We start from the raw sequence: 20,470 nt of genomic DNA on the forward strand, positions 1-20,470 counted from the left end.
CGCGCGTTATGCGTTCAGCCCCGCAATGGGCGCCGATCTTCGGCCCCCTGACAGCGGAGCATAAGACGATGGCAACCACCACCGAAGAACGTCCGAGCGCCTCTGCCTCGGGCGAAACCAAAGCTGAGCGTTCGGCCGCCGTGAAGGGCGAGCCGCGGACCTCGAACGGGCGCTGGACCAAGAAGGCGAATGGATCGACGGGCACCGGCACCAAGACCGGCACTACCGCAAAGAGCGGTACAGCGGCCAAGAGTGGGACCGCGCGCCGTGCGGCAACCACGCGCAAACCGGCCGCACGCAAGAGCAGCGATTATTCCACCGGCGCGATGGTCGGCGTTGCCGCAGCGGGCCTCGCCGTGGGTCTCGCGGCCAATGTCGCGCGTAAGTTCGCGGTGCAGGCACCGACGCTGCTGGCGGGTGATTGGGATCAGGCGCTGACCGCCGAGCATCAGCTGACGCTCAAGGTGTTCGATTCGATCCAGGCCACCAAGGATAGCAACACCACCAAGCGCGCGGCTTTGCTCGCCAATCTCAAGCACATGCTCTCCAAGCATGCGATGGAAGAAGAGAATGTCATTTATCCCGCGCTGCGCGAGATCGGCGAAGTGGATGCGGCGGACGAGCTCAACAAGGAGCATGGCTACGTAAAGCAATATCTTTACGAGCTGACCGAACTCCCCAAAGACTCACCGCTTTTTCTGACCAAGGTTGCCAAGTTTCGCACCGATATCGAGGCCCACATGCTTGAGGAAGAGCGCGATCTCTTCCCGAAGCTCAAGGCGCGGCTGTCGCTCGAAAAGAATAAGGAGCTGACGGCGCAGATGAACAAGGAAGGCCTGAAACTAGCATAATCCTCAAATCCTCCCCGGCACGGGGAGGGGGACCACCCGCAAGGGTGGTGGAGGGGGCTTTCCAAGGGCGCCGCGCCTGGACGAGAGCCCCCTCCGTCATGCCTGCGGCATGCCAGCTGCCCGTACCGGCGAGGATCAGCTCAGCCCGCAATCCCCGATCCCGCCAGCACGGCGAGGGTCAGCAACTCGCTCGCCGTCGCCGACATCGTCGCGACCTGCACCGGCTTTTCCATGCCCACCAGCATCGGCCCAATCACCGTATCGTTACCGATCTCGCGCAGCAGCTTGGCCGATATGTTGGCCGATTGCAGGCCGGGCATGACCAGCACGTTGGCGGGCCCGGAGAGGCGGCTGAACGGGTAATTCTTCATCACCTCCGGATTGAGCGCCACATCGGGCGCCATCTCGCCCTCGAATTCAAAATCGGGATTGCGCGCTTCCAGAATCGCCACCGCTTCGCGGATATTGTCGACCCAGGTTCCCGACGGATTGCCGAAGCTCGAGAAGGACAGGAAAGCGACGCGCGGCTCATGCCCCATGCGCCGCGCGACGGCAGCCGTATGCTCGGCGATCGCCGCCAGCTCCTTGGGGCTCGGTCGTTCGGTCACCATCGTATCGGCCGTGAACACGGTGCGCGCCTTGCTGACAATGATGTGGATGCCGCAAGGGCGGCGGCCCTCGATCGGATCGATCACGCGGCGGATCTGGCTCAGCGTGCGGCCATAGGTGCGCGTGATCCCGCTGATCATTGCGTCGCCCTTGTCGAGCGCGAGCAACAGCGCGCTGAAAATATTGCGGTCGCGGTTGACCATCGCCTCCACCTCGCGGCGGAGATAGCCGCGCCGCTGCAGGCGTTTGTAGAGGTAATCGACCATCTCGGGCACGAGAGCCGAATGGACGCTGTTGCTCAGTTCGAATCCGCTCAGATCTTCTACGCCCAGCGCCTTCAGTTTATCGCGCACGATATCGCGGCCGACCAGAATGGGCGTGCCGTAGCCGCCGTCGCGGAAAGCGATCGCAGCGCGCAGCACGACCTCTTCCTCGGCTTCGGCAAAGATCACCCGCTTCGGATTGGCCCGCGCCCCGGCATGCGCCATCGTCAGCACGGATGTGGTTGGGTTGAGCCGCGCGCGCAGGCTTTCGCGATAGGCATCCATGTCGGCGATCGGCTTGCGCGCCACACCCGAATCCATCGCCGCCTGCGCTACCGCGCTCGGCACGATCTCCATCAGCCGCGGATCGAACGGCGCGGGGATGATATAATCCTCGCCGAAGCGCGGCGCGCGGCCCCCATAGGCGGCCGCCACTTCCTCCGGCACCTGCTGCCGCGCCAGTTCGGCCAGCGCCTCGGCGGCCGCGATCTTCATCTCCTCGTTGATCGTCGTCGCGCGCACGTCGAGCGCGCCGCGGAAGATGAACGGGAAGCCCAGCACATTGTTGACCTGGTTGGGATAATCGGAGCGCCCGGTGGCGACGATCGCGTCCGGCCGCGCGGCCTTGGCCTCGGGCGGGGTGATCTCCGGATCGGGATTGGCCATCGCGAAGATGATCGGCTTGGGCGCCATATCGCGAACCATGTCCTGGCTAACCGCGCGCGCCGCCGACAGGCCGAGAAACACGTCCGCGCCGACCAAAGCCTCCTTGAGCGTGCGCCGGTCGGTGACGGCGGCATGTGCAGACTTCCATTGATCCATGGCTTCGGTGCGGCCTTGGTAGATCACGCCGGTGCGATCGCACATCAGCACATGGTCGCCCCGCACGCCCATCGCCTTGATCAGCTCGGTGCAGGCGATCGCCGCCGCGCCTGCGCCGTTGACCACCACTTTCACGTCCTTGAGCGCGCGCCCGGTCAGGTAGCAGGCGTTGATCAGCCCGGCGGCGGTGATAATCGCGGTGCCGTGCTGATCGTCGTGCATCACCGGGATGTTCATGCGTTCGCGCAGCGTCTGCTCGATCACGAAGCATTCGGGCGCCTTGATGTCCTCCAGATTGATGCCGCCGAAGCTTGGCTCCATCAGCGCCACGGCGTTGATGAAGGCATCGACATCCTCGGTCGCCAGCTCGAGATCGATCGAATCGACATCGGCGAAGCGTTTGAACAGCACCGCCTTGCCCTCCATCACCGGCTTCGACGCAAGCGCGCCGAGATTGCCGAGGCCGAGGATCGCCGTGCCGTTCGAAATCACCGCAACCAGATTGCCCTTGGCGGTATAATCATAGGCCGTGTCCGGATCGGCGGCGATCGCCAGCACCGGCACCGCCACGCCCGGCGAATAAGCCAGGCTCAGGTCGCGCTGCGTCGCCATCGGCTTGGAGGCGATGATCTCGATCTTGCCCGGCCGCCCTTCCGAATGGAACAGCAGCGCCTCGCGCTCTGAAAACTGGACGTTGCTGCCTTCGGCCATTGTATTCTCTCTCGATCCGCCGCCGCCCTAGCGCCTCGCGCTTCATCCGCAACCCTATGCGGCTAGGCAGCGCCCAGGCGTTTCGATACTATGGCGGGCATGAACGTCGAGCGCGGCATTTTTGAAGGCGGGGAAACGCCGGAGCAAGCGGCTCTCGCAGATGCGCGGGCGCGCGCGTCGCTCAAAGATGGCGAAGGCATTCCTCATGAAGAGGTCGTGAAATGGCTCAAAACCTGGGGAACGTCGCAAGCCGGTCCACCTCCTAAAGAATGGTTCGAGTAACTTGGTCGGGTGAGGCTCTTGCTGAGCTGGAAGCGGCCCGCTTGTATATATCTCAATTTGATCCTGACGGTGCGGACAAGGTCGTCGCGCGTCTTATTGCGGCTGGGTATAGCCTGCGTGACTTTCCCGATCGCGGGCGACCGTCATCCAATGGCTGCCGCGAGCTGACAATCGTTCGCCCTTACATCATTCGTTACGAAGCGCTGCCGGAGCGCGTCCGCATCCTGCGTATCCGCCATGCCGCCCAACTGCCAATCGGCGAATGACCGCTGCACCCACCCCGATGATGGCGCAATATCTGGCGCTCAAGGCACAGGCGCCGGATTGCCTGCTCTTCTATCGAATGGGCGATTTCTTCGAATTGTTCTTCGAGGATGCGGTGAAGGCCACCGCCGATCTCGATATCGCGCTGACCGCGCGGGGCGAGCATGAGGGCAAGCCGATCCCGATGTGTGGGGTGCCCGCGCACAGCCATGAGAGCTATCTCGCGCGGCTGATCAAGGCGGGCCACCGCGTCGCCATTGCCGAGCAGACCGAAAGCCCGGAGGAGGCCAAGAAGCGCAGCGGCAAGACCTTGGTCAACCGCGCGATCGTCCGCATCGTTACGGCGGGCACGCTCACCGAGGAGGCTCTGCTCGATGCGCGCGCTTCCAACTGGCTGGCGGCGGTTGCCGAGGCGGGCGGACAGCTCGGGCTTGCCGCCTGCGACGTCTCGACCGGGAGGCTGGAGATCGCCGCGATCACCCAGGCGGGGTTGGAAGCCGAGCTTGCCCGGCTGGGGGCGGCGGAAATCATCGTCCCGCCCGCACTGGAGATGCTGGCCCCCGATGCGGCGGTGCAGGACAAGGGCTTCGACAGCGCCAACGGCGAACGGCGGCTGAAAAGCCTGTTCGGGGTCGCGACGCTGGATGGCTTTGGCGCCTTCACCCGCGCCGAGCTGGCCGCGGCGGGCGGGCTGATCGATTATCTCGATCGCGCGGGGCAGGGGAGCCTGCCCTTCCTGATGGCGCCCGTGCGCCGCACGCTCGCCGATCATATGGCGATCGATGCCGCCAGCCGCGAAAGTCTGGAGATCACCGCCACCTCTTCCGGTGCGCGCAAGGGCAGCCTGCTCGATTGCGTAGACCGCACGGTGACCGGCGCGGGCGCGCGCCTGCTCGCCGCCGATCTTTCCGCGCCGCTAACCGATCGCACCCGGATCGAGGCGCGGCTCGATCTGGTCGAGCTGCTGTACGGTGACGGCGATCTGCGCGCCCGGCTGCGCGCCGCGCTTAAGGCCTTGCCGGATATCGGCCGCGCGCTGGGGCGGCTGGCGGCGGGACGGGGCTCCCCGCGCGATCTGGCGCAGCTACGCGACGGGCTCGATCAAGGAACGGCGCTCCACACCCTGCTGCTGCCCTGCGTGCATCGCGCTGCCTTGCTCGGCGAATTGCTGCCGAGCTTCCTCGGCCACGGCGCGCTGATCGATCGCCTCCGCCGCGCGCTCGTCCCCGCGCCGCCGATCGATACCGCGCAGGGCGGCTATATCGCCGAAGGCTATGATGCCGCGCTCGATGCGTTGCGCGCGACGGGCGGGGAAGGGCGGCGCGCCATCGCAGGACTGGAGGCGCAGTATCGCGCGGCAACCGGCATCTCTCAGCTCAAGATCCGTCACAACGGCGTGCTCGGCTATCATATCGAAGTGCCCGCCAAGAATGCCGATCCGCTGATGCGCGCAGAGTCGGGCTTCACGCATCGCCAGACGCTCGCCGGCGTCGTCCGCTTCAACGCGCCCGCGCTGCACGAGGAGGCGTCGCGCGTCGGCCAGGCAGGCGCCCATGCGCTCGCGGCAGAGGCGGCGCATCTCGAAGAACTGACCGAACTCGCGCTCGATCGTGCGCGGGAGATCGCCGCCACCGCCGATGCGCTGGCGCGGCTCGATGTCGGCGCCGGGCTTGCGGAACGGGCGGCGGAAGGCGGTTGGTGCCGCCCCGCGATCGTCGAGCATCCCTGTCTGGATATCGAGAACGGGCGCCACCCGGTGGTCGAGGCGGCGGTGGCGGTGAGCGGCGGGCGCTTCGTCGCCAACGATTGCCGGCTCTCCGCCGAGGATCGGCTGTGGCTGGTCACCGGCCCGAACATGGGCGGCAAATCGACCTTTCTGCGTCAGAACGCCGTCGTGCTGATCCTCGCGCAGGCCGGCGGTTACGTCCCCGCCAGCGCCGCGACCCTCGGCCTGTGCGATCGCCTGTTCAGCCGCGTCGGCGCCTCGGATAACCTCGCGCGCGGGCGTTCAACCTTCATGGTCGAGATGGTGGAGACCGCCGCCATTCTCGCGCAGGCGACCGAACGCAGCTTCGTCATCCTCGATGAGGTCGGGCGCGGCACCTCGACCTATGACGGCCTCGCCATCGCCTGGGCGGTGGTCGAAGCGGTGCATGACATCAACCGCTGCCGCTGCCTCTTCGCCACCCATTATCACGAGCTGACCCGGCTGGCCGAGCGGCTGGATGCGCTCTCGCTCCACCACGTCCGCGCGCGCGAGTGGAAGGGCGAGCTGGTGCTGCTTCACGAAGTCGGCATCGGCCCTGCCGATCGGAGCTACGGCCTCGCGGTGGCACGGCTGGCGGGCCTGTCGCCGCCGGTGATCGCGCGCGCCAAGGATGTGCTCAAGCGGCTGGAGGCGGGCCGCGCGGCGACTGGCGGATTGGCGGCGGGCCTCGACGATCTCCCGTTGTTCGCCGCTGCGATCCAGGCCGAGGAAGAGAAGGCCGATCCGCTGCGTGAGACGCTGGCGGCGATCGATGCCGACGCGCTCAGCCCCCGCGAAGCGCTCGAAGCGCTTTACCGGTTGAAGGCGATCGCCAACGATTGACGCCGCTGGCGCAGGCCGACGCCGATCGCGCCGAACCCGATCAGCATCATCGCCCAGGTCGATGCCTCGGGCACCGATGCCGCTGAAGCCGGCGTCAGCGTGAAGAAGCTGATGTAATTGCCCTGGCCGTCCGATCCGTCGGCGGTGAGATAGCTGAATTCATAATAGCTGCCGTTCGGCCCGCCGCCGCTACCTGCGCTTGGCGATGTGATGTCATAGGTCCGATCGCCGACCGTGAAGGTAAGGCCCAGATCGTCGACCACGGCTGCCGGGCGGTTGGCATAAACCTCCTGATCGCCGTCGGCGTCGAAGAAATCCGTCAAGCCGGTGATCGAATCGCCGCCGCGCGTTCCGCTGATCGCGCTGACATTTTCCGATCCGGCATCGAAATACCCGGGGCCATCGGTGGTGATCGTGCCGGAAGCGTAGGTGCCATTGGGCTGGCCGCTGCCATAGAAGCCGTAGCTGAAAAGATAGGTCGCCGCCGAGGCGGGCATGGCGGCCAACAACAGGAGACCCGCCAAAATCGCCGAAAGCTTACGCATACTCACCCCCACATCAGCGGAAAATCCAAGCTTATGCTGATTTTAACCCAATGCAAGCGGCGCGGATCGGCGGCCGCGAATCAGCCTTCCAGGTGCGCCGCTCCTTCGGCCGCAGTGAGGCTTTCGAGATAGTGATCGGCCAGCATATAATGCGCCTTCACCACCGCAGGATGCGTCGCGGCCTGCGCGAGTTCCAGCTCCTGCTCGGCGCGGCGGTAGAGATAATCCTCGTCTTCCGGTCTGTTGGCGGGGGAGTGGCTTAGGGCAAACTTGTCTGACTTTTTTTGATCGATACCGTCTTCGAACACTCTTCTCTCCGCTCCTGATGCCCCCCAAACGCCGGACCCTGGCAAAGGTCGCACCGGCTAACCGCGTTTGCGATCAGTCGCGCTTGGGTATCGCCGCATCGTCCAGTTCGGCAGCGCGCTTATAGGCCGGGCGCTGGCTAAGCCCTTCCCAATAGCGGCGAAGCCCGGGCCGTTCGGGCATGCTGCCGAACTGCAGGCCGAAGCCTATCTGCGATCCGAAATAGACGTCCGCCGCGGTGAAGCCGTCCCCGGCGATGAATGGGCGGCCCGTCACCGCCGCCTCGATCGCATCGATCACCGCATCATAGCTGCCATAGCCTACCATCCGCGCTTTCTCCGGCGTCACGGTCACGCCCAGCGATCGATCGGTGATCGCCGCCTCGATCGGCCCCGCCGCATAGAACAGCCAGCGATAATAAGCCGCCGCGGCTACGGTGCCGGGCGCGGGCTTGAGGCCGGCATCGGGAAAAGCGTCGGCGAGATAGGCGCAGATCGCCGCGCCTTCGGTGACCACCGCATCGCCATGCGTGAGCGCGGGCACCTTGCCCATCGGATTGATCGCCAGATAGTCCGGCGACTTCATGCTCATCGGAAATTCGGGGCCATAGCCGAGATACTGCACCGCGTAAGGCTGGCCCACTTCTTCCAGCATCCAGCGCGCGATCCGCCCCCGCGACATCGGGTTCGTATAGAGAATCAGCTCGGCCATTTTTCTCTCCCGCTAGGCCACCTTGATAGCAAAAGAGAGCCGAATTGTCAAGAACAAAACAGGACCATCAGGCTGGGTAGCGTAGCCTGCCCAGGAAGCGCGCCGGGCTGAAATGCCGATCGGGATCGGGCTTCAACCGCGCCTTAAACTTCTCGAATTGCATGACATTCTCGATCCGCCGATCAAGAAAGGCATAGGTGTCGGAAAAGCCATCGCTCTCGTCGTCCAGGAACACCAGCATGGTCGATCCATAGACCGCCGCAAGCGTCAGCCGCTTGGTATAATGGGCAAGGCCGGTGGCGTCGTCGCCCGCCAACCGCCACATCGCATCGGCCGCCCGCCAGCCGAGTTTCGCGCCGGTCGCGGCATTGGTCGGCAGCGCCAGGATCGCCAGCGCCCGGCGCAGCGCCTCGCGGTGCGGCGCCGCCGCCTCCAGCCGGGCGCGCACCAGCGCGGTGATCCGCACCCGGATCTTCATCGCGGCGAGCGTCTCGGGCGGCAGCGCCTCGGCCATCGCCCGATCGATCGAGCCGAACCACGCATCGATCATCCCCACCGCGCCATCGGGAAAGGCCAGCCGCGCGCGATCGGCGGGGATGCCGAGCGCCCGCGCCGCCGCGCCCGCCGCCTCCTCGCTCCAGCCATCGAACGCCGCTTCGCCGGGCAGCAGCGGCCCGAGCGCGGCGCGCAGTTCGTCCAATGTCATGTCGAGGGGTTCGGTCATGCTGCCCTTTCTAGCGCGGGTTCGGGCGCGGGCAAAGGCGGCGTCCGGCGGCTGTCGCGCACCAGCACCACCGCGGCGACAATGGCGACGGCGCCGATCGCATCGGCCAGAGTCAGCCGCTCGCGATAGGCCAGCCAGCCGATCGTCGCGGAGACGATCGGCTGAACGAGCAGCATCAGGCCGATCACGATCGGCGGCACCCGGCTGACCGCATAGATGATCAGCCCCTGGCCGATGATCTGGCTGCCGATCGCCAGCGCGACCAGCGGCGTCCAATCGCGCGGGATCATCGGCTCGCCCATCGCCAGCGCCGCGATCAGCAGCAGAGGCACGCCGGAAAGCGCCGACAGGAACAATGTGGAGACCGGCGCCACCGCACCGCGCACGCGATCGAGCGCGATCAGGTAGACGGTGTAGCACAGGCCTGCGAAGATGCAGGCGAGGTCTCCCCAGACATGCTCCGCCGACAGCGTGAAGGATCGGCCGAGCAGCAGCGCAACGCCCACCGCTGCGCCGCCGAGCGCCAGCCATTGCCGGGGCATCGGCCAGCTGCGCGCGATCAGGAAGCCGTAGATCGGGAAGAGAACCGCGGTGATGTTGCCGAACAGCGTCGCGTTGGCGAGGCGGGTGTGGAGGATGCCGATGTGCCAGGTCGCGAGATCGGCGGCGAAGGCAAGGCCGCCGATCGCGATCACCGCCTCCGCCCGGTCGAAGCGGAAGCGCGTCCGCTCCATCCGCCGCGCCGCAAGGAACAGGATCGGTAGCGCCAGCGTCAGCCGCCAGAAGCCCGCCGCGATCGGCCCGACCTCGCTCTGCGTTCGCGCCAGCCGCACCAGCCAGGGCCCGAGTGCCAGCGCGAAATTGGCGATCAGCAGCGCCGGGATCGCCAGGCGCGCGGAGCGGAGGGGGACGGCCATTGGCGCTGACCGGCCCTAATAGCCGGCGATCATCGCCGCGCGGCGAAGAAGATATTTGTTATATTCACGCGCCAGCGCCGCCAGCCCGGGCTCGCCATGCACGCCATCGGGCAGGATCGCGATGTCGCGGCCCAGCACGCGCGTCAGCTCCAGCCGGGCGCGCCGCATGTGCCAGTCCGCGGTCACCAGCCGGATCGAATGGTAGCCGTTGTCCGCGATCCACGCCGCGGCCTCATCGGCGTTGGTGCGCGTATCGACCGCGCCACGGCCGAGATCTACGCGCGCCATCAGCACGTTCGGCACATGATAGGTGCGTGCGATCGCCTTGGCGCTGACCCGCGGATCGACCCCCGAGATCAGCAGCCGATCGGCCTTCTCCGCCTTCAGGATGCGCAGGCCCCGCGCCAGCCGCCCGGGGCCGCCGGTCAGCACGATGATGCCGTCGGTGCGGCGATCGTCGGCGGGCGGCGGGGTGGCGGTGACGAACAGCGCGAACCCCAGCGCCCAGGCGAGCGCGAGCAGGGCGATCAGCCGCAGCATCAGGCGGCCTTCGCCAGCCGGGCCATCACCACGACGCGCGTCATCGCCACGGCGGCGGCGCTCAGCAGCAGCGGGATCGCCGCCAGCACCGCCCAGTCGCCGAAGTGGAGGCTCGTTCCCGTCACTTGCCCCTTATCGAGGCCCTGGAGCTTCGCGGCAATGAACAGGATCGCGCCGCCGCCCATCAATGATCCGAGTACCGCGCCCGCCAGAGCCTCAAAGCCGATCCGCCGTTCCAGCAGCCGCGAAAGCTGGCGATCGGTCGCGCCGAGCGCGTGGAGAATATCCGCCGCCGCCTCGTGCGCGGCGAGCGCGGCGTGCGCGGCCAGCCCGCTCGCCAGCAGCGCCGATACTGCCGCGACCAACGCCACGCCCAGCGCGACATGATCGAGCGCCTCCAGCACCGCGGCCAGCGGCGCCAGCGTCTGCGCCTGGGGGAGCAAGCGCACGCCCGGAATGGGGAGAAGCTGGGCTGTGAGCGCATCGGCCGAAACGCCGGGCCGCAGCGTAACATCGATCAGCGTGGGCAGTTCCAGGCCGTCCTCGGCATCGGCGCCCAGTTGTTCGGCCAGCCGCGCGACCTCCGCTTGGCTCACAGGGGTCGCTGCGACAATCTCGGGGCGGCCGCGCAACAGCCGGAGCGCCGCCTCGGCATGACGCTCGCGCTCCACCGGATCGTCCGAACTCACCTCCACCGTCGCGCGGCCTGCGAGCGAGCCCGCCAGCGATCGCGCGCCATGATCGAGCGTCAATGCCGTCGCGCTCGCCAGCGTCGCAATCAAACAGATCGCGGCGATCACCCAGGCGAGCGGGCCGAGCAGGCGGCGTTGCGCGAGCAGATCGGGAGCAAGCCCGGTCATGGATAAGGCGCCTGGCGCGCGGGGGGATGGCGCAGCGCCCCGGTCGGATCGTCGAGCGTCCCCCGGTTGAGGCGCATCATCGCCGCCTGCGGAGCGCGGCCGATCAGGTGGATGTCGTGCGTGGCGATCAGCACCGTCGTGCCGAGCCGGTTGAGGCTTTCGAGCAGGTGGAAAATCCGCCCCGCCATCTCGGGATCGACATTGCCGGTGGGCTCGTCCGCCACGATCAGATCGGGCCGCGTGACCACCGCACGGGCGATCGCCACCCTCTGTTGCTCGCCGCCGGAGAGCATCGAGGGCAGCGCCCGCGCCCGCGCGTCGAGCCCGACCCAGGCGAGCAGCTCGGTGACGCTCGCGTCGATCTCATTGGGATGCGCGCCGACGATCCGCAAAGGCAGCGCGACATTCTCGAACACCGAGATCGAGGGAATCAGCCGGAAATCCTGATAGACGATCCCGATCCGCCGCCTGAAGGCGGGCAGGCGGGCACGATCGATCGTCACCACATCCTCGCCGAACAGCCGGATCAGCCCCCGGCTCGGCCGCCGCGCTAGCGTGATCAGGCTGAGCAAAGAACTCTTGCCCGCCCCCGATGGCCCGGTGAGGAGGTGAAACGAGCCGCGCTCCAGCACGAAATCGAGATCGGACAGCGTTTCGGCGCCACGCCCGTAGCGCAGCCCCACCTTCTGGAATTCCACGATCCCCGCCATGCCTGCCGCACGGCATCGCACGGGCGCCCCTTTGTCGACAAGCGCCGCTTGCGGGAAAGGCGAAGGGGGCGCTAGGTCTGCGATCGATGCGGATCGTCTGCCCCAATTGCGCCACCGGCTATGAGGTCGCGGAGACCGCGATCGGCCCCAACGGCCGCAAGGTCCGCTGCCGCGCATGCGACACGAGCTGGATCGAGCCGCCGCGATCGGTGCCGCAGCCGGTTGCCCCCGCGCCGATGCCCGCCGAAGACGTGCCGCCTGTGGTGGCGACCGAGCCTGCTGCGATAGCGCCCTCGGCCGAGGTCGGGGAGGTCTATGAGAAGGCGCGTCCGCGTCGCTCGATCGGGCGCTTCTTCCGCGGTCCGTTGGTGCTGGGCGGTCTCGCTCTGCTGGTCATCCTGCTCGGCCTGGCGATCGCCTTCGCCGCTTACGGGCCCAAGCAGGTGGCGAGCACCTTCGGCATCGGGCGGGGCAGGGTGCCGCTCGGCATCGCGATCACGCGGCAGCCCGATTGGCGGATGATCGCGGGTGGCAGTGAGCTGTTCGCGGTCACGGGCCGGATCTGGAACCCCACCGATCAGGTGCAGCCGATCCCGGACATCAAGGCCGAACTCAAGGATGCTGGCGGCAAGACCGTCTATGCCTGGACGATCGCCCGCCCGCAGGCCCAGCTCGCGCCCAAGGCGAGCGTCGATTTCGATGGCGCCGCGGTCGATGTCCCGCGAAGCTCGCAGCGCATCGCCGTGAGTCTCGCGACGGAGAAGGATTGATCGACCCACACCTGTTGCGGCCCTGAAAACTCCCTGCTAGGGGCACCCGCCTACCGGCGCCTCGGCTCTTTTCCGAGGCTCTCTTCGATGTGCGGTCGTGGCGGAATTGGTAGACGCGCAGCCTTGAGGTGGCTGTTCCCGAAAGGGAGTGGAAGTTCGAGTCTTCTCGACCGCACCAAGCTATCGAATTGAGACCGACGGTAGATCGTTCTATCAGCTACCGTGCCGTCCGATCAGCATTCCACCGCGAGCGCGCAGTCGCCATTCGTGTCTGTCTCGATCTGGATCGTCGAGTGCTGGATGCCGAAGCTCTTCTGGAGCGCGGTTGCGATATTGGCGGTGAAGGCATCGCCCTGAAATCCCGAGGGCGTCACCAGATGGACGGTCAAAGCAGTCTCCGTCGTGCTCATCGGCCAGACGTGCAGGTCGTGAATCGCCGCCACCTTGTCCTGGGCGAGCAGAAACGTGCCGATCCGATCCGGGTCCAGTCCCTCTGGTGCAGCCTGCAGACTGAGGTTCACCGAATCGCGCAGCAGCCCCCATGTGCCGGCGGCGATGATCGCGACCAGGATCAGGCTTGTCACCGGATCGATCCACGACCAGCCGGTGAGCAACACCAGCAGACCGGCCACGACCACGCCCGCCGAGATCAAGGCATCGGCCGCCATATGCGCGAAGGCCGCGCGCAGGTTCAGATCATGCTCGCGCCCGCGCATGAAGAGCAGGGCGGTGGTGCCGTTGATGGCGATGCCGATCGCCGCGACGATCATCATCGTCGTGCCCGAAACGGGCGCCGGTTCGAACAGCCGCCGGATCGCCTCGACCGCGATGATCCCCAGCGTGAACACCAGCATCAAGGCGTTGAGCAGCGCCGCGACGATCGATGAGCTTCTGAGGCCATAGGTGTAACGCCCGCCCGGACTGCGTCCGGCGAGAATGGCCGCCCCCCAGGCGATCAACAGGCCGAGCGCATCCCCGAAATTGTGCCCGGCATCGGCCATCAACGCGACCGATCCGCTCAACACGCCATAGATGGCTTCGACGATCACGAAGCCCAGGTTGAGCGTCGTACCGACCGCGAAGGCGAAGCCGAAGCTGCGTGGCGCATGGCTGTGGCCGTGTCCATGATGATGGCCATGGCCATGCGCGTGATCATGATCTGCGTGGTCATGGTCATGGTGATCGTGGGGCATGGCGGTATCTCAGGTCAGATAAGCGTGGACGATGGCGACGAGTTCTTCGCTGGCCTGGGTGCGGGGATCGTCGGCGCCTGCTGCCGGATCGATCATATGTTCGCGGATATGATCCTCGATCACCTCGGCGATGAACCCGTCCAAGGCGCCGCGACAGGCGGTCGCCTGCTGGAGGACGCGGGCGCATTCCGCGTCCGCCTCCACCGCGCGCTCGATCGCTTCCAGCTGGCCTTTCAGCCGCTTGAGACGGTTGAGCAATTTCTGCTTTTCCTTGGCGACGTGACTCACGGACGACCCTTGCTTGATACCATACCCCTATAGGGTATAGGCGCGGGTGTCGAGTCGCCGTCTCCAGCGGCTCGACGATGTCACCAGAGCGACTTTGACGGTTGATACCGGCAATCGACCTGCGGATGACCTGCGAGCCTGCCAGCGAGACGTGACATGAGCCCCGAGAGATTTTCCAATCGCGTGCTGCCGCCCTTCTCGCGGATGCTGCAGCTCACCCGCCCCAACAAAGCGGACGCGATCGCGTTCGTCATCTTGGCGGCATTGGCGCTGCTGGTGTTCCGCGGCGCCGAAGGGACGGTGCAGCCACTGGCCACGCTGCACCTTGAGCCGGTGACACTCGATCCCGCGTGGCTGCCTTATTATGCGCTGCGCACCGTGATGCGGATGTTCGCGGCGCTGGTCGCCTCGACCGTTTTCACCCTGATCGTCGCAACTGCCGCGGCGCGGAGCCGCCACGCCGGCCAGCTCATCGTGCCGGCGCTCGATATCCTGCAATCGGTTCCGATCCTCGGCTTCCTGACCTTTACCGTAACCTTCTTCATGGGGCTGTTTCCCGGCAATGTGCTGGGCGTCGAGCTGGCGGCGATCTTCGCGATCTTCACCAGCCAGGCCTGGAACATGGCGTTCAGTTTCTACCAGTCGCTGCGCTCGATCCCCGCGGATCTCGAAGAAGTTGCCCAGGGCTTCCACCTCTCGCCGATCCGCCGTTTCCTGAAACTGGACCTGCCCTTCGCCACCCCGGCGCTGGTGTGGAACGCGATGATGTCGATGTCGGGCGGCTGGTTCTTCGTCGTCGCCGCGGAAGCGATCACCGTCGGCAACACGACCGTGACGCTGCCCGGCATCGGATCGTGGCTGGCGATCGCGATCGAAAAGCAGGATTTTCGCGCGATCGGGATGGCGGTCGGGATGATGGCCGTGGTCATCCTGATCTACGATCAGCTCTTCTTCCGCCCGATCGTCGCCTGGGCCGATCGCTTTCGGTTCGAACAGACTGCCAGCGGTGACGGGCCGCAGAGCTGGGCCTACGATCTGCTCCGCCGCACCCGGCTGCTGCCGCTGGCGCTGGCGCCGCTGCAGGCGATCGGCCGGCTCCTGCTGCTGGCGTTCGATCGCGTCGTGACCGCGCCCAAGCCGAAGCGGGAGATCAGCGACAATCCGTGGATCGAGCGGCTCTATCGGGCACTGGTATTCGCCGCGCTGCTCGCCGCCGTCTGGTTCTCCGCGCGCTATGTGCTGGCGTCGCTGGGCCTGCGCGATATCGGCGAGGCGTTCGGGCTTGCGACGCTGACGATGCTCCGCGTCATCATCCTGATCGCGCTGGCGAGCATCGTCTGGGTGCCGATCGGGGTGTGGATCGGCCTGCATCCTGTCTGGGCCGAGCGGCTGCAGCCGGTCGCGCAGTTTCTCGCCGCCTTTCCGGCCAACGTGCTGTTTCCCTTCGCGGTGATCGTCATCGTCCACTGGAATCTGAGCCCGGATATCTGGCTGTCGCCACTGATGATCCTCGGCACGCAATGGTACATCTTGTTCAACATCATCGCCGGCGCGAGCGCGATCCCGAACGATCTGCGGGAGGTCGCCGATATGTTCGGGGTGCGGGGGTGGCAGTGGTGGCGCCAAGTCGCGCTGCCCGGCGTCTTTCCCTATTATGTCACGGGAGCACTGACCGCGAGCGGCGGATCGTGGAACGCCTCGATCGTCGCCGAGGCGGTGTCATGGGGAAATCGCCGCCTCGAAGCGCACGGCCTCGGCACCTATATCGCCAAGGCGACCGCGGCGGGCGACTACCCGCGTGTCGCGCTGGGTATTGCGGTGATGTCGATGTTCGTGCTGGGCTTCAACCGCCTGGTCTGGCGGCCGATGTACGCCTTCGCCGAACGCCGCCTTCGCCTCGCCTGATCTGGAGCCTCATCATGGCAACGCTCGCACCCGCCCGTCCCCTGGTCGAAATCCAGAGCCTTCGCCATTTCTACGGCGCACCGCCCGGCGGCCATCTCGTGCTCGATGATGTCAATATGACCTTGGTCGAAAATGAGGTGGTCGGCCTGCTCGGCCGTTCGGGCTCGGGCAAATCCACATTGCTGCGCTCGATCGCCGGACTGATCCGGCCGCGCGAGGGCGAAGTCCGCTTCCTTCCCAACGAGGATTGCCTCGATCCCAGCGTCGCGATGGTGTTCCAGACCTTCGCGCTTTTTCCCTGGCTGACTGTGCTCCAGAATGTCGAACTCGGGCTGGAGGCGCAGAAAGTGCCGGCCGACGAGCGCCGCACCCGCGCATTGGCCGCGATCGACCTGATCGGTCTCGATGGCTTCGAGAACGCCTATCCCAAGGAGCTTTCGGGCGGGATGCGCCAGCGCGTCGGGCTGGCGCGGGCATTGGTCGTCAATCCATCGCTGCTGCTGATGGACGAGCCTTTCTCGGCGCTCGATGTGCTGACGGCGGAGACGCTGCGCTCCGATCTGCTCGATCTCTGGTCGGAAGGGCGGATGCCGATCAAGTCGATCCTCATCGTCACGCACAATATCGAGGAAGCCGTGCTGATGTGCGACCGCATCCTGGTCTTCTCCTCCAATCCCGGGCGCGTCGTCGCGGAGATCAAGGTCGATCTGCCGCAGCCGCGCGATCGGCTCGATCCGTCGTTCCGCGCCCTGGTCGATGATATCTATGCGCGGATGACGGCGCGCGCGACCGCCGCGCAGGCGACGCGGGACGGCCTGTTTCCGGGTACGGGCACCGCCATGGTGCTGCCGCCCAAGGTCTCGACCAACAGCCTCGCCGGCCTGATCGAGGAGGTGGATGCCGCCCCGTTCGAGGGCCGCGCCAGCATGGCCGAGCTGGCGGACTCACTCCAGCTGGAGGCCGATGAGCTGTTCCCGATGGCCGAGACGCTACAGCTGCTGCGCTTTGCCGAACTGCGTGGCGCCGAGATGATCCTGACCCCGCTCGCGCGCCGCTATGCCCAGGGCGACGTCGATCAGCGCAAGGCGATCTTCGCGCAGGCGCTGCTCGCCCACGTCCCGCTCGCCCAGCATATCCGCCGTATCCTCGACGAGCGGTCCAGCCATTCCTGTCCCGCTCGCCGGTTCCGCGACGAACTCGAAGACCATATGTCGCCGGATTATGCCGACGAAACCCTGCGCACAGTAACCCACTGGGGGCGCTACGCGGAGGTCTTCACCTACGACGAGGATGCCGATCAGTTCAGCCTCGACAATCCCGAATGATCGCGGTCGTCGGGCATCGCGCCTAGAAGAACGATCCCCTGACGCCGATCCGGCCGATCAGATCATGATAGCCGTTCCGCGTCTCGTACGTGCCCGATGCGATGAACTTGAAATAATCGTTGCCGAACGTGGTGCGCACCGTGCCCACATAGCCGCTGGAGCGATCCTCACCATCGATCGTAAAGGGGTTGCCGCCGGCGAACTGCGCGGTGGTGGCGCCGACGTTGCTGCTCAGGATTTCGCGGCGTCCACCCTCCACTTCGAAGCGAGCGACGAGCGATTCGGGCAGCACCTGCTTGCCGAACTGCACGCCCAGCGCGATCTGGCCCGTCGCCGCGGTCTCGGTGCTCGTCCGGCGATCGACGCTGAGATCGAACGCCGCCCCCGCGTCGGTTTCGTTGTAGGCGTTCTCGCGCAGACGGAAGTAGGTCACCGATCCGTTCGGGCGAAGATAGACCGGGCCGAGGTGCGCTTCGTAGCTGCCCTTGGCGATCGCCGACAGCAGCAGCCCATGCCAATGCCCGTTGGTGCTGTAGAGCTGCGTGGTGGCCACCGCGCTGGTCAGATAGCGGCTCTCGGAGGCGGTGAGATAACCCGCCGCGCCGCTGGCGGAGAGATCGAGCCCACCCCAATGCCCGGTCCAATACGGCCCCACCTGGAAGACATTGGTGCGGACCTGATTATCAGTGCTGCCCTCGGTCAGCGTGCCGAACAGATAGCCGATCGAGACGCCGAGGCGCCCGAATACGCCGAGGCCATAATCCGCGCCTGCCGAAAGCCCCCAGCCGCTGCCCTTGTAGCCCGGCGTATTGTCGCTGTCCTGATGGACGGCGCTATAGGCCTGCTGCGCCCAGAGGCTGAGCCCGCCGGCATTGGCCAGCCGCTGCGCGCCTTCGCCCGGCGCGATCAGCCGAGAGAGGCTGGTGGTGAGATCGAACACGCCGCCGGCATGATCGGGCAGCATCTGCCGCAGCCGCAGCAAGGTGTTGGCGCGATCGGTGAAGCCCAGGAACAGCGTCGAGAGCGCGGAATTGCTGCCGATCTGCGCATAGAGCGCGTCATAGGCCTGCGCTTCGGATCGGACGAGGCCGATTGCCGCGGCCGATTTGCGCGCGATCGTCACGCTCACCGCGCCTGCGGCATCGCTGGCGTTGAGTGATCCGGTCAGCAGATAGGGCAGGGTGGTCGTCGTCAGGCTGAGGTTGCTGCTGCCCGTCAGTGTGCCGCTGGTCAGCACCGTGTAGGTGCCGGTCTGGAAGCCGATGTTGGCCAGCGTCGCGGCCAGCGTGGTGGCGCCGGTGATCGTGGTCGCGCCGGCAACATTGATCAGCGTGGCGGTGCCGGCCTGCGGATTGATCTGCACCCCCAGCGTACCGCCGCTGATCGCCAGGCTGGCGAGCGGGACGGCGCCGGTGTTGGTCAGGCTGAGCGTGCCGCCGGAGAGAGTGACCGCCAGGTTGGCCGCGCTGTTGGCGATCTGGCCGGAGAAGACCGCCGATCCCGAAAGGCTCAGGCGATCCGCGCCGCTGCCGGTGTTCAGCGTGCCGGAATAGCTGCTGGTGTCGGCCATGGTGATCGTGTCGTTGCCCGCGCCCGTCGTCACCGCGCCGGTCAACACCGCCGTGCCGCTGAGCGCGACCGTGTTGTTGCCCGCGCCGAGCGCGACGGCCGAGGTGATCGTGCCGCCCGATGCGATGATGGCATCATTGCCGCTGCCGGTCAGGATCGTGCCCGCGATCGTGCCGGCGGTCTGCGTCAGCGTGAACCCGCTGGTGTTCGCCGAGGCATCGATCGCGCGCGCGGTCGTCGTGCCGGCGTCATAGGAGGTGATCGTGCCTGAGTTGGTCAGTGAGGCGAGCGTGCCCGAAGCATCGGCGATGGCCGCCGCGGTGCCGCTGCCAACGGTGACAGTGGCTGAGATCGTGCCGCTGTTGGTGATCGCGGGCAGGGTGGCGCCCGCCGCGATGGTGATGCCCTGCGCCGATCCGCCCGCGGTCGTCGTCGATGCGCCGCTGATGCCGCCGCTGTTGGTGAGGCTGGCGACATTCGCGCCGCTGCCGATCAGGATACCCACGGCATTGCCGCCGTTAGCCGTCGCGCGTACCGCGCCGGTCACGTCCGCACCGCCGCTGACGGTCACCGTGCCGCCGAGACCGCCGAGCTGCATGCCCGTCGCATTGACGCCCGCATAGACGCCAGACCCAAGGACGGTGCCGTCGATCTCGATGCCATAGGTGCCGTTGGCGATCGGTCCGAGGGCGATCGGGTTGGTCGCCGAACCGACGATCAGCGCGGGGGCCGCGCCATAGGTGGTCAGCGTACCCGCGCCCTGGCCGACATCGGGCTGGCCATCGGCATCGGTATCCGCCGTCGTGTCCGTGGTCGTGGTCAGCGAAGCGCCGACGCGGATGCCGCCAGCGACATTGCCGCTCACCGCCAGCGCCGATCCGCCCTGGAGCAGATTGTCCGAGGTCAACGATGTCAGCGCGGTGGGAAGCGTGGTGGCGGTGTAGCCCGTGGTGGTGACCGTGCCATGGACCACCACCGATCCGCCGACATCGCCGGTCAGCGCATAGCCGACCGAATTGGCGCCGGTGACTGTGTTGGTGCCGCCGATCGCCACCGCACCGGTAACCGCGCCAAGATACACACCGTAATTGTTGTTGCCGGTGACGGTGATCGTGCCCGTGTTGGTGAAGGTGCCGCCGATCGGTGTGGAAACGGAGATGCCCGCCGAATTGTTGCCTTTCACCGTAATCGTGCCGCCGACATTGCCGACGTTGCCGGTGAAGGTGCCCGCGCCGTTGACGAGAATGCCGTAGCGGTCCGTGCCCTGCGCGAAGGCGCCATCGACCACGCCGTCGCCGTTGGTATCGGTCTGCGTATAGCTTTCGGTGGCGCTGATCGTGCCCGAGTTGGTGATGCCGCTGGCGAAGCCGCCCGTGCCCGCGATGCCGCGCACCGAGCTGATATCGGTGAAGGTGATCGATCCCGCGTTGCTGACCGTGTTGCTGCTGTTGATCGTGATCGCCGTGCCACCCGCCGGAGCGATCGAACCGGTGGAGGAGACGATGATATTGTCGGCCGCGCCGCCGTTGACCGTGGCGGTGGCGACGTTGCTCGTGGTGCTCGTGCCGATCGTGGTGTCGGCGATGGCGGAGGTAGCGAACGCCAGTGGGGCAAGGGCGGTGGTGGCAAGAAGGATACGGCGCATAGAGCTCCCCGGAGATTTTGGGGCGCTGTGGGCGCGGCGCCTTGCGGCTTTGTGTCCGGCTCTTTGCAGG

Annotated in this window: 19 protein-coding genes and 1 tRNA gene; 8 read left to right on the forward strand and 12 right to left on the reverse strand. The window is 66.7% G+C overall.

Annotated elements, in window-relative coordinates:
• The first annotated feature begins 68 nt into the window (after positions 1 to 68).
• Positions 69 to 851: a hemerythrin domain-containing protein gene (locus tag FHS31_RS02320; protein ID WP_167071612.1), complete on the forward strand. Its 783-nt coding sequence runs from the start codon at positions 69 to 71 to the stop codon at positions 849 to 851.
• 140 nt (positions 852 to 991) lie between these two features.
• Here FHS31_RS02320 and FHS31_RS02325 read toward each other — a convergent pair whose 3' ends face one another.
• Entirely contained in the window at positions 992 to 3,256 is a 2,265-nt protein-coding gene (locus FHS31_RS02325; protein ID WP_167071614.1) for an NADP-dependent malic enzyme, read from the reverse strand.
• A gap of 99 nt (positions 3,257 to 3,355) precedes the next feature.
• Here FHS31_RS02325 and FHS31_RS02330 point away from each other — a divergent pair, with 99 nt between their 5' ends.
• From FHS31_RS02330 to mutS, 3 genes are read left to right on the forward strand one after another with little or no spacing between them, the layout of a single operon-like run.
• Positions 3,356 to 3,538: an antitoxin gene (locus FHS31_RS02330; RefSeq protein WP_167071616.1), complete on the forward strand. Its 183-nt coding sequence runs from the start codon at positions 3,356 to 3,358 to the stop codon at positions 3,536 to 3,538.
• A gap of 41 nt (positions 3,539 to 3,579) precedes the next feature.
• Positions 3,580 to 3,804: a type II toxin-antitoxin system RelE/ParE family toxin gene (locus FHS31_RS02335; RefSeq protein WP_243843205.1), complete on the forward strand. Its 225-nt coding sequence runs from the start codon at positions 3,580 to 3,582 to the stop codon at positions 3,802 to 3,804.
• Positions 3,801 to 6,392: a DNA mismatch repair protein MutS gene (gene mutS, locus FHS31_RS02340; protein ID WP_243843206.1), complete on the forward strand. Its 2,592-nt coding sequence runs from the start codon at positions 3,801 to 3,803 to the stop codon at positions 6,390 to 6,392. Before FHS31_RS02335 ends, mutS begins: the two co-directional genes overlap by 4 nt.
• On the opposite strand, the gene FHS31_RS02345 is transcribed toward mutS, so the two are convergent.
• The 8 genes from FHS31_RS02345 to ftsE form a co-directional block, all read right to left on the reverse strand.
• Positions 6,362 to 6,937 (reverse strand): PEPxxWA-CTERM sorting domain-containing protein, encoded by a 576-nt coding sequence (locus tag FHS31_RS02345; protein WP_167071620.1) that lies wholly within the window; start codon positions 6,935 to 6,937, stop codon positions 6,362 to 6,364. The two genes, mutS and FHS31_RS02345, sit on opposite strands and share 31 nt — an antisense overlap.
• Before the next feature lie 80 nt (positions 6,938 to 7,017).
• Positions 7,018 to 7,245, reverse strand: coding sequence for a hypothetical protein (locus FHS31_RS02350; RefSeq protein WP_208408490.1), 228 nt, complete (start codon positions 7,243 to 7,245; stop codon positions 7,018 to 7,020).
• Positions 7,246 to 7,318: 73 nt separating this feature from the next.
• Positions 7,319 to 7,954, reverse strand: a complete 636-nt coding sequence (locus tag FHS31_RS02355; protein WP_167071622.1) for a glutathione S-transferase family protein — start codon at positions 7,952 to 7,954, stop codon at positions 7,319 to 7,321.
• 67 nt (positions 7,955 to 8,021) lie between these two features.
• A complete protein-coding gene (locus FHS31_RS02360) occupies positions 8,022 to 8,678 on the reverse strand; it encodes a COQ9 family protein (protein ID WP_167071624.1) in 657 nt (218 codons plus the stop codon).
• A complete protein-coding gene (locus FHS31_RS02365) occupies positions 8,675 to 9,595 on the reverse strand; it encodes a DMT family transporter (RefSeq protein WP_167071626.1) in 921 nt (306 codons plus the stop codon). The genes FHS31_RS02360 and FHS31_RS02365 overlap by 4 nt, the downstream gene beginning before the upstream one ends.
• Before the next feature lie 15 nt (positions 9,596 to 9,610).
• Complete coding sequence (locus FHS31_RS02370; protein WP_341786267.1) at positions 9,611 to 10,135, reverse strand: YdcF family protein; 525 nt, start codon at positions 10,133 to 10,135, stop codon at positions 9,611 to 9,613.
• Positions 10,135 to 10,995: a cell division FtsX domain-containing protein gene (locus FHS31_RS02375; protein ID WP_167071628.1), complete on the reverse strand. Its 861-nt coding sequence runs from the start codon at positions 10,993 to 10,995 to the stop codon at positions 10,135 to 10,137. The genes FHS31_RS02370 and FHS31_RS02375 overlap by 1 nt, the downstream gene beginning before the upstream one ends.
• Complete coding sequence (gene ftsE, locus FHS31_RS02380; protein WP_167071630.1) at positions 10,992 to 11,705, reverse strand: cell division ATP-binding protein FtsE; 714 nt, start codon at positions 11,703 to 11,705, stop codon at positions 10,992 to 10,994. The genes FHS31_RS02375 and ftsE overlap by 4 nt, the downstream gene beginning before the upstream one ends.
• An 86-nt stretch (positions 11,706 to 11,791) precedes the next feature.
• On the opposite strand from ftsE, the gene FHS31_RS02385 reads away from it, so the two are divergent.
• Complete coding sequence (locus FHS31_RS02385) at positions 11,792 to 12,475, forward strand: zinc-ribbon domain-containing protein (RefSeq protein WP_167071632.1); 684 nt, start codon at positions 11,792 to 11,794, stop codon at positions 12,473 to 12,475.
• Between the two features lie 91 nt (positions 12,476 to 12,566).
• Positions 12,567 to 12,653, forward strand: a tRNA-Leu gene (locus FHS31_RS02390).
• A 55-nt stretch (positions 12,654 to 12,708) separates the two neighbouring features.
• Here FHS31_RS02390 and FHS31_RS02395 read toward each other — a convergent pair.
• Positions 12,709 to 13,668, reverse strand: coding sequence for a cation diffusion facilitator family transporter (locus tag FHS31_RS02395; protein ID WP_167071634.1), 960 nt, complete (start codon positions 13,666 to 13,668; stop codon positions 12,709 to 12,711).
• A 9-nt stretch (positions 13,669 to 13,677) separates the two neighbouring features.
• The gene (locus tag FHS31_RS02400) at positions 13,678 to 13,956 is read right to left on the reverse strand and encodes a metal-sensing transcriptional repressor (RefSeq protein ID WP_167071636.1); all 279 of its coding nucleotides are present in this window, start codon (positions 13,954 to 13,956) and stop codon (positions 13,678 to 13,680) included.
• A 156-nt stretch (positions 13,957 to 14,112) separates the two neighbouring features.
• Between FHS31_RS02400 and FHS31_RS02405 the strand changes: the two genes are divergently transcribed.
• Together FHS31_RS02405 and FHS31_RS02410 are read left to right on the forward strand one after the other, a co-directional pair.
• Entirely contained in the window at positions 14,113 to 15,861 is a 1,749-nt protein-coding gene (locus tag FHS31_RS02405) for an ABC transporter permease (RefSeq protein WP_167071639.1), read from the forward strand.
• A gap of 14 nt (positions 15,862 to 15,875) precedes the next feature.
• Positions 15,876 to 17,186, forward strand: a complete 1,311-nt coding sequence (locus FHS31_RS02410; RefSeq protein WP_167071641.1) for an ABC transporter ATP-binding protein — start codon at positions 15,876 to 15,878, stop codon at positions 17,184 to 17,186.
• 22 nt (positions 17,187 to 17,208) lie between these two features.
• Here FHS31_RS02410 and FHS31_RS02415 read toward each other — a convergent pair whose 3' ends face one another.
• Positions 17,209 to 20,400, reverse strand: coding sequence for an autotransporter outer membrane beta-barrel domain-containing protein (locus FHS31_RS02415; RefSeq protein ID WP_167071651.1), 3,192 nt, complete (start codon positions 20,398 to 20,400; stop codon positions 17,209 to 17,211).
• Positions 20,401 to 20,470 lie beyond the last annotated feature (70 nt).

The sequence above is a fragment of the Sphingomonas vulcanisoli genome, from assembly GCF_011761305.1.
In the GTDB taxonomy this organism is placed as follows: Bacteria; Pseudomonadota; Alphaproteobacteria; order Sphingomonadales; family Sphingomonadaceae; genus Sphingomonas_I; species Sphingomonas_I vulcanisoli.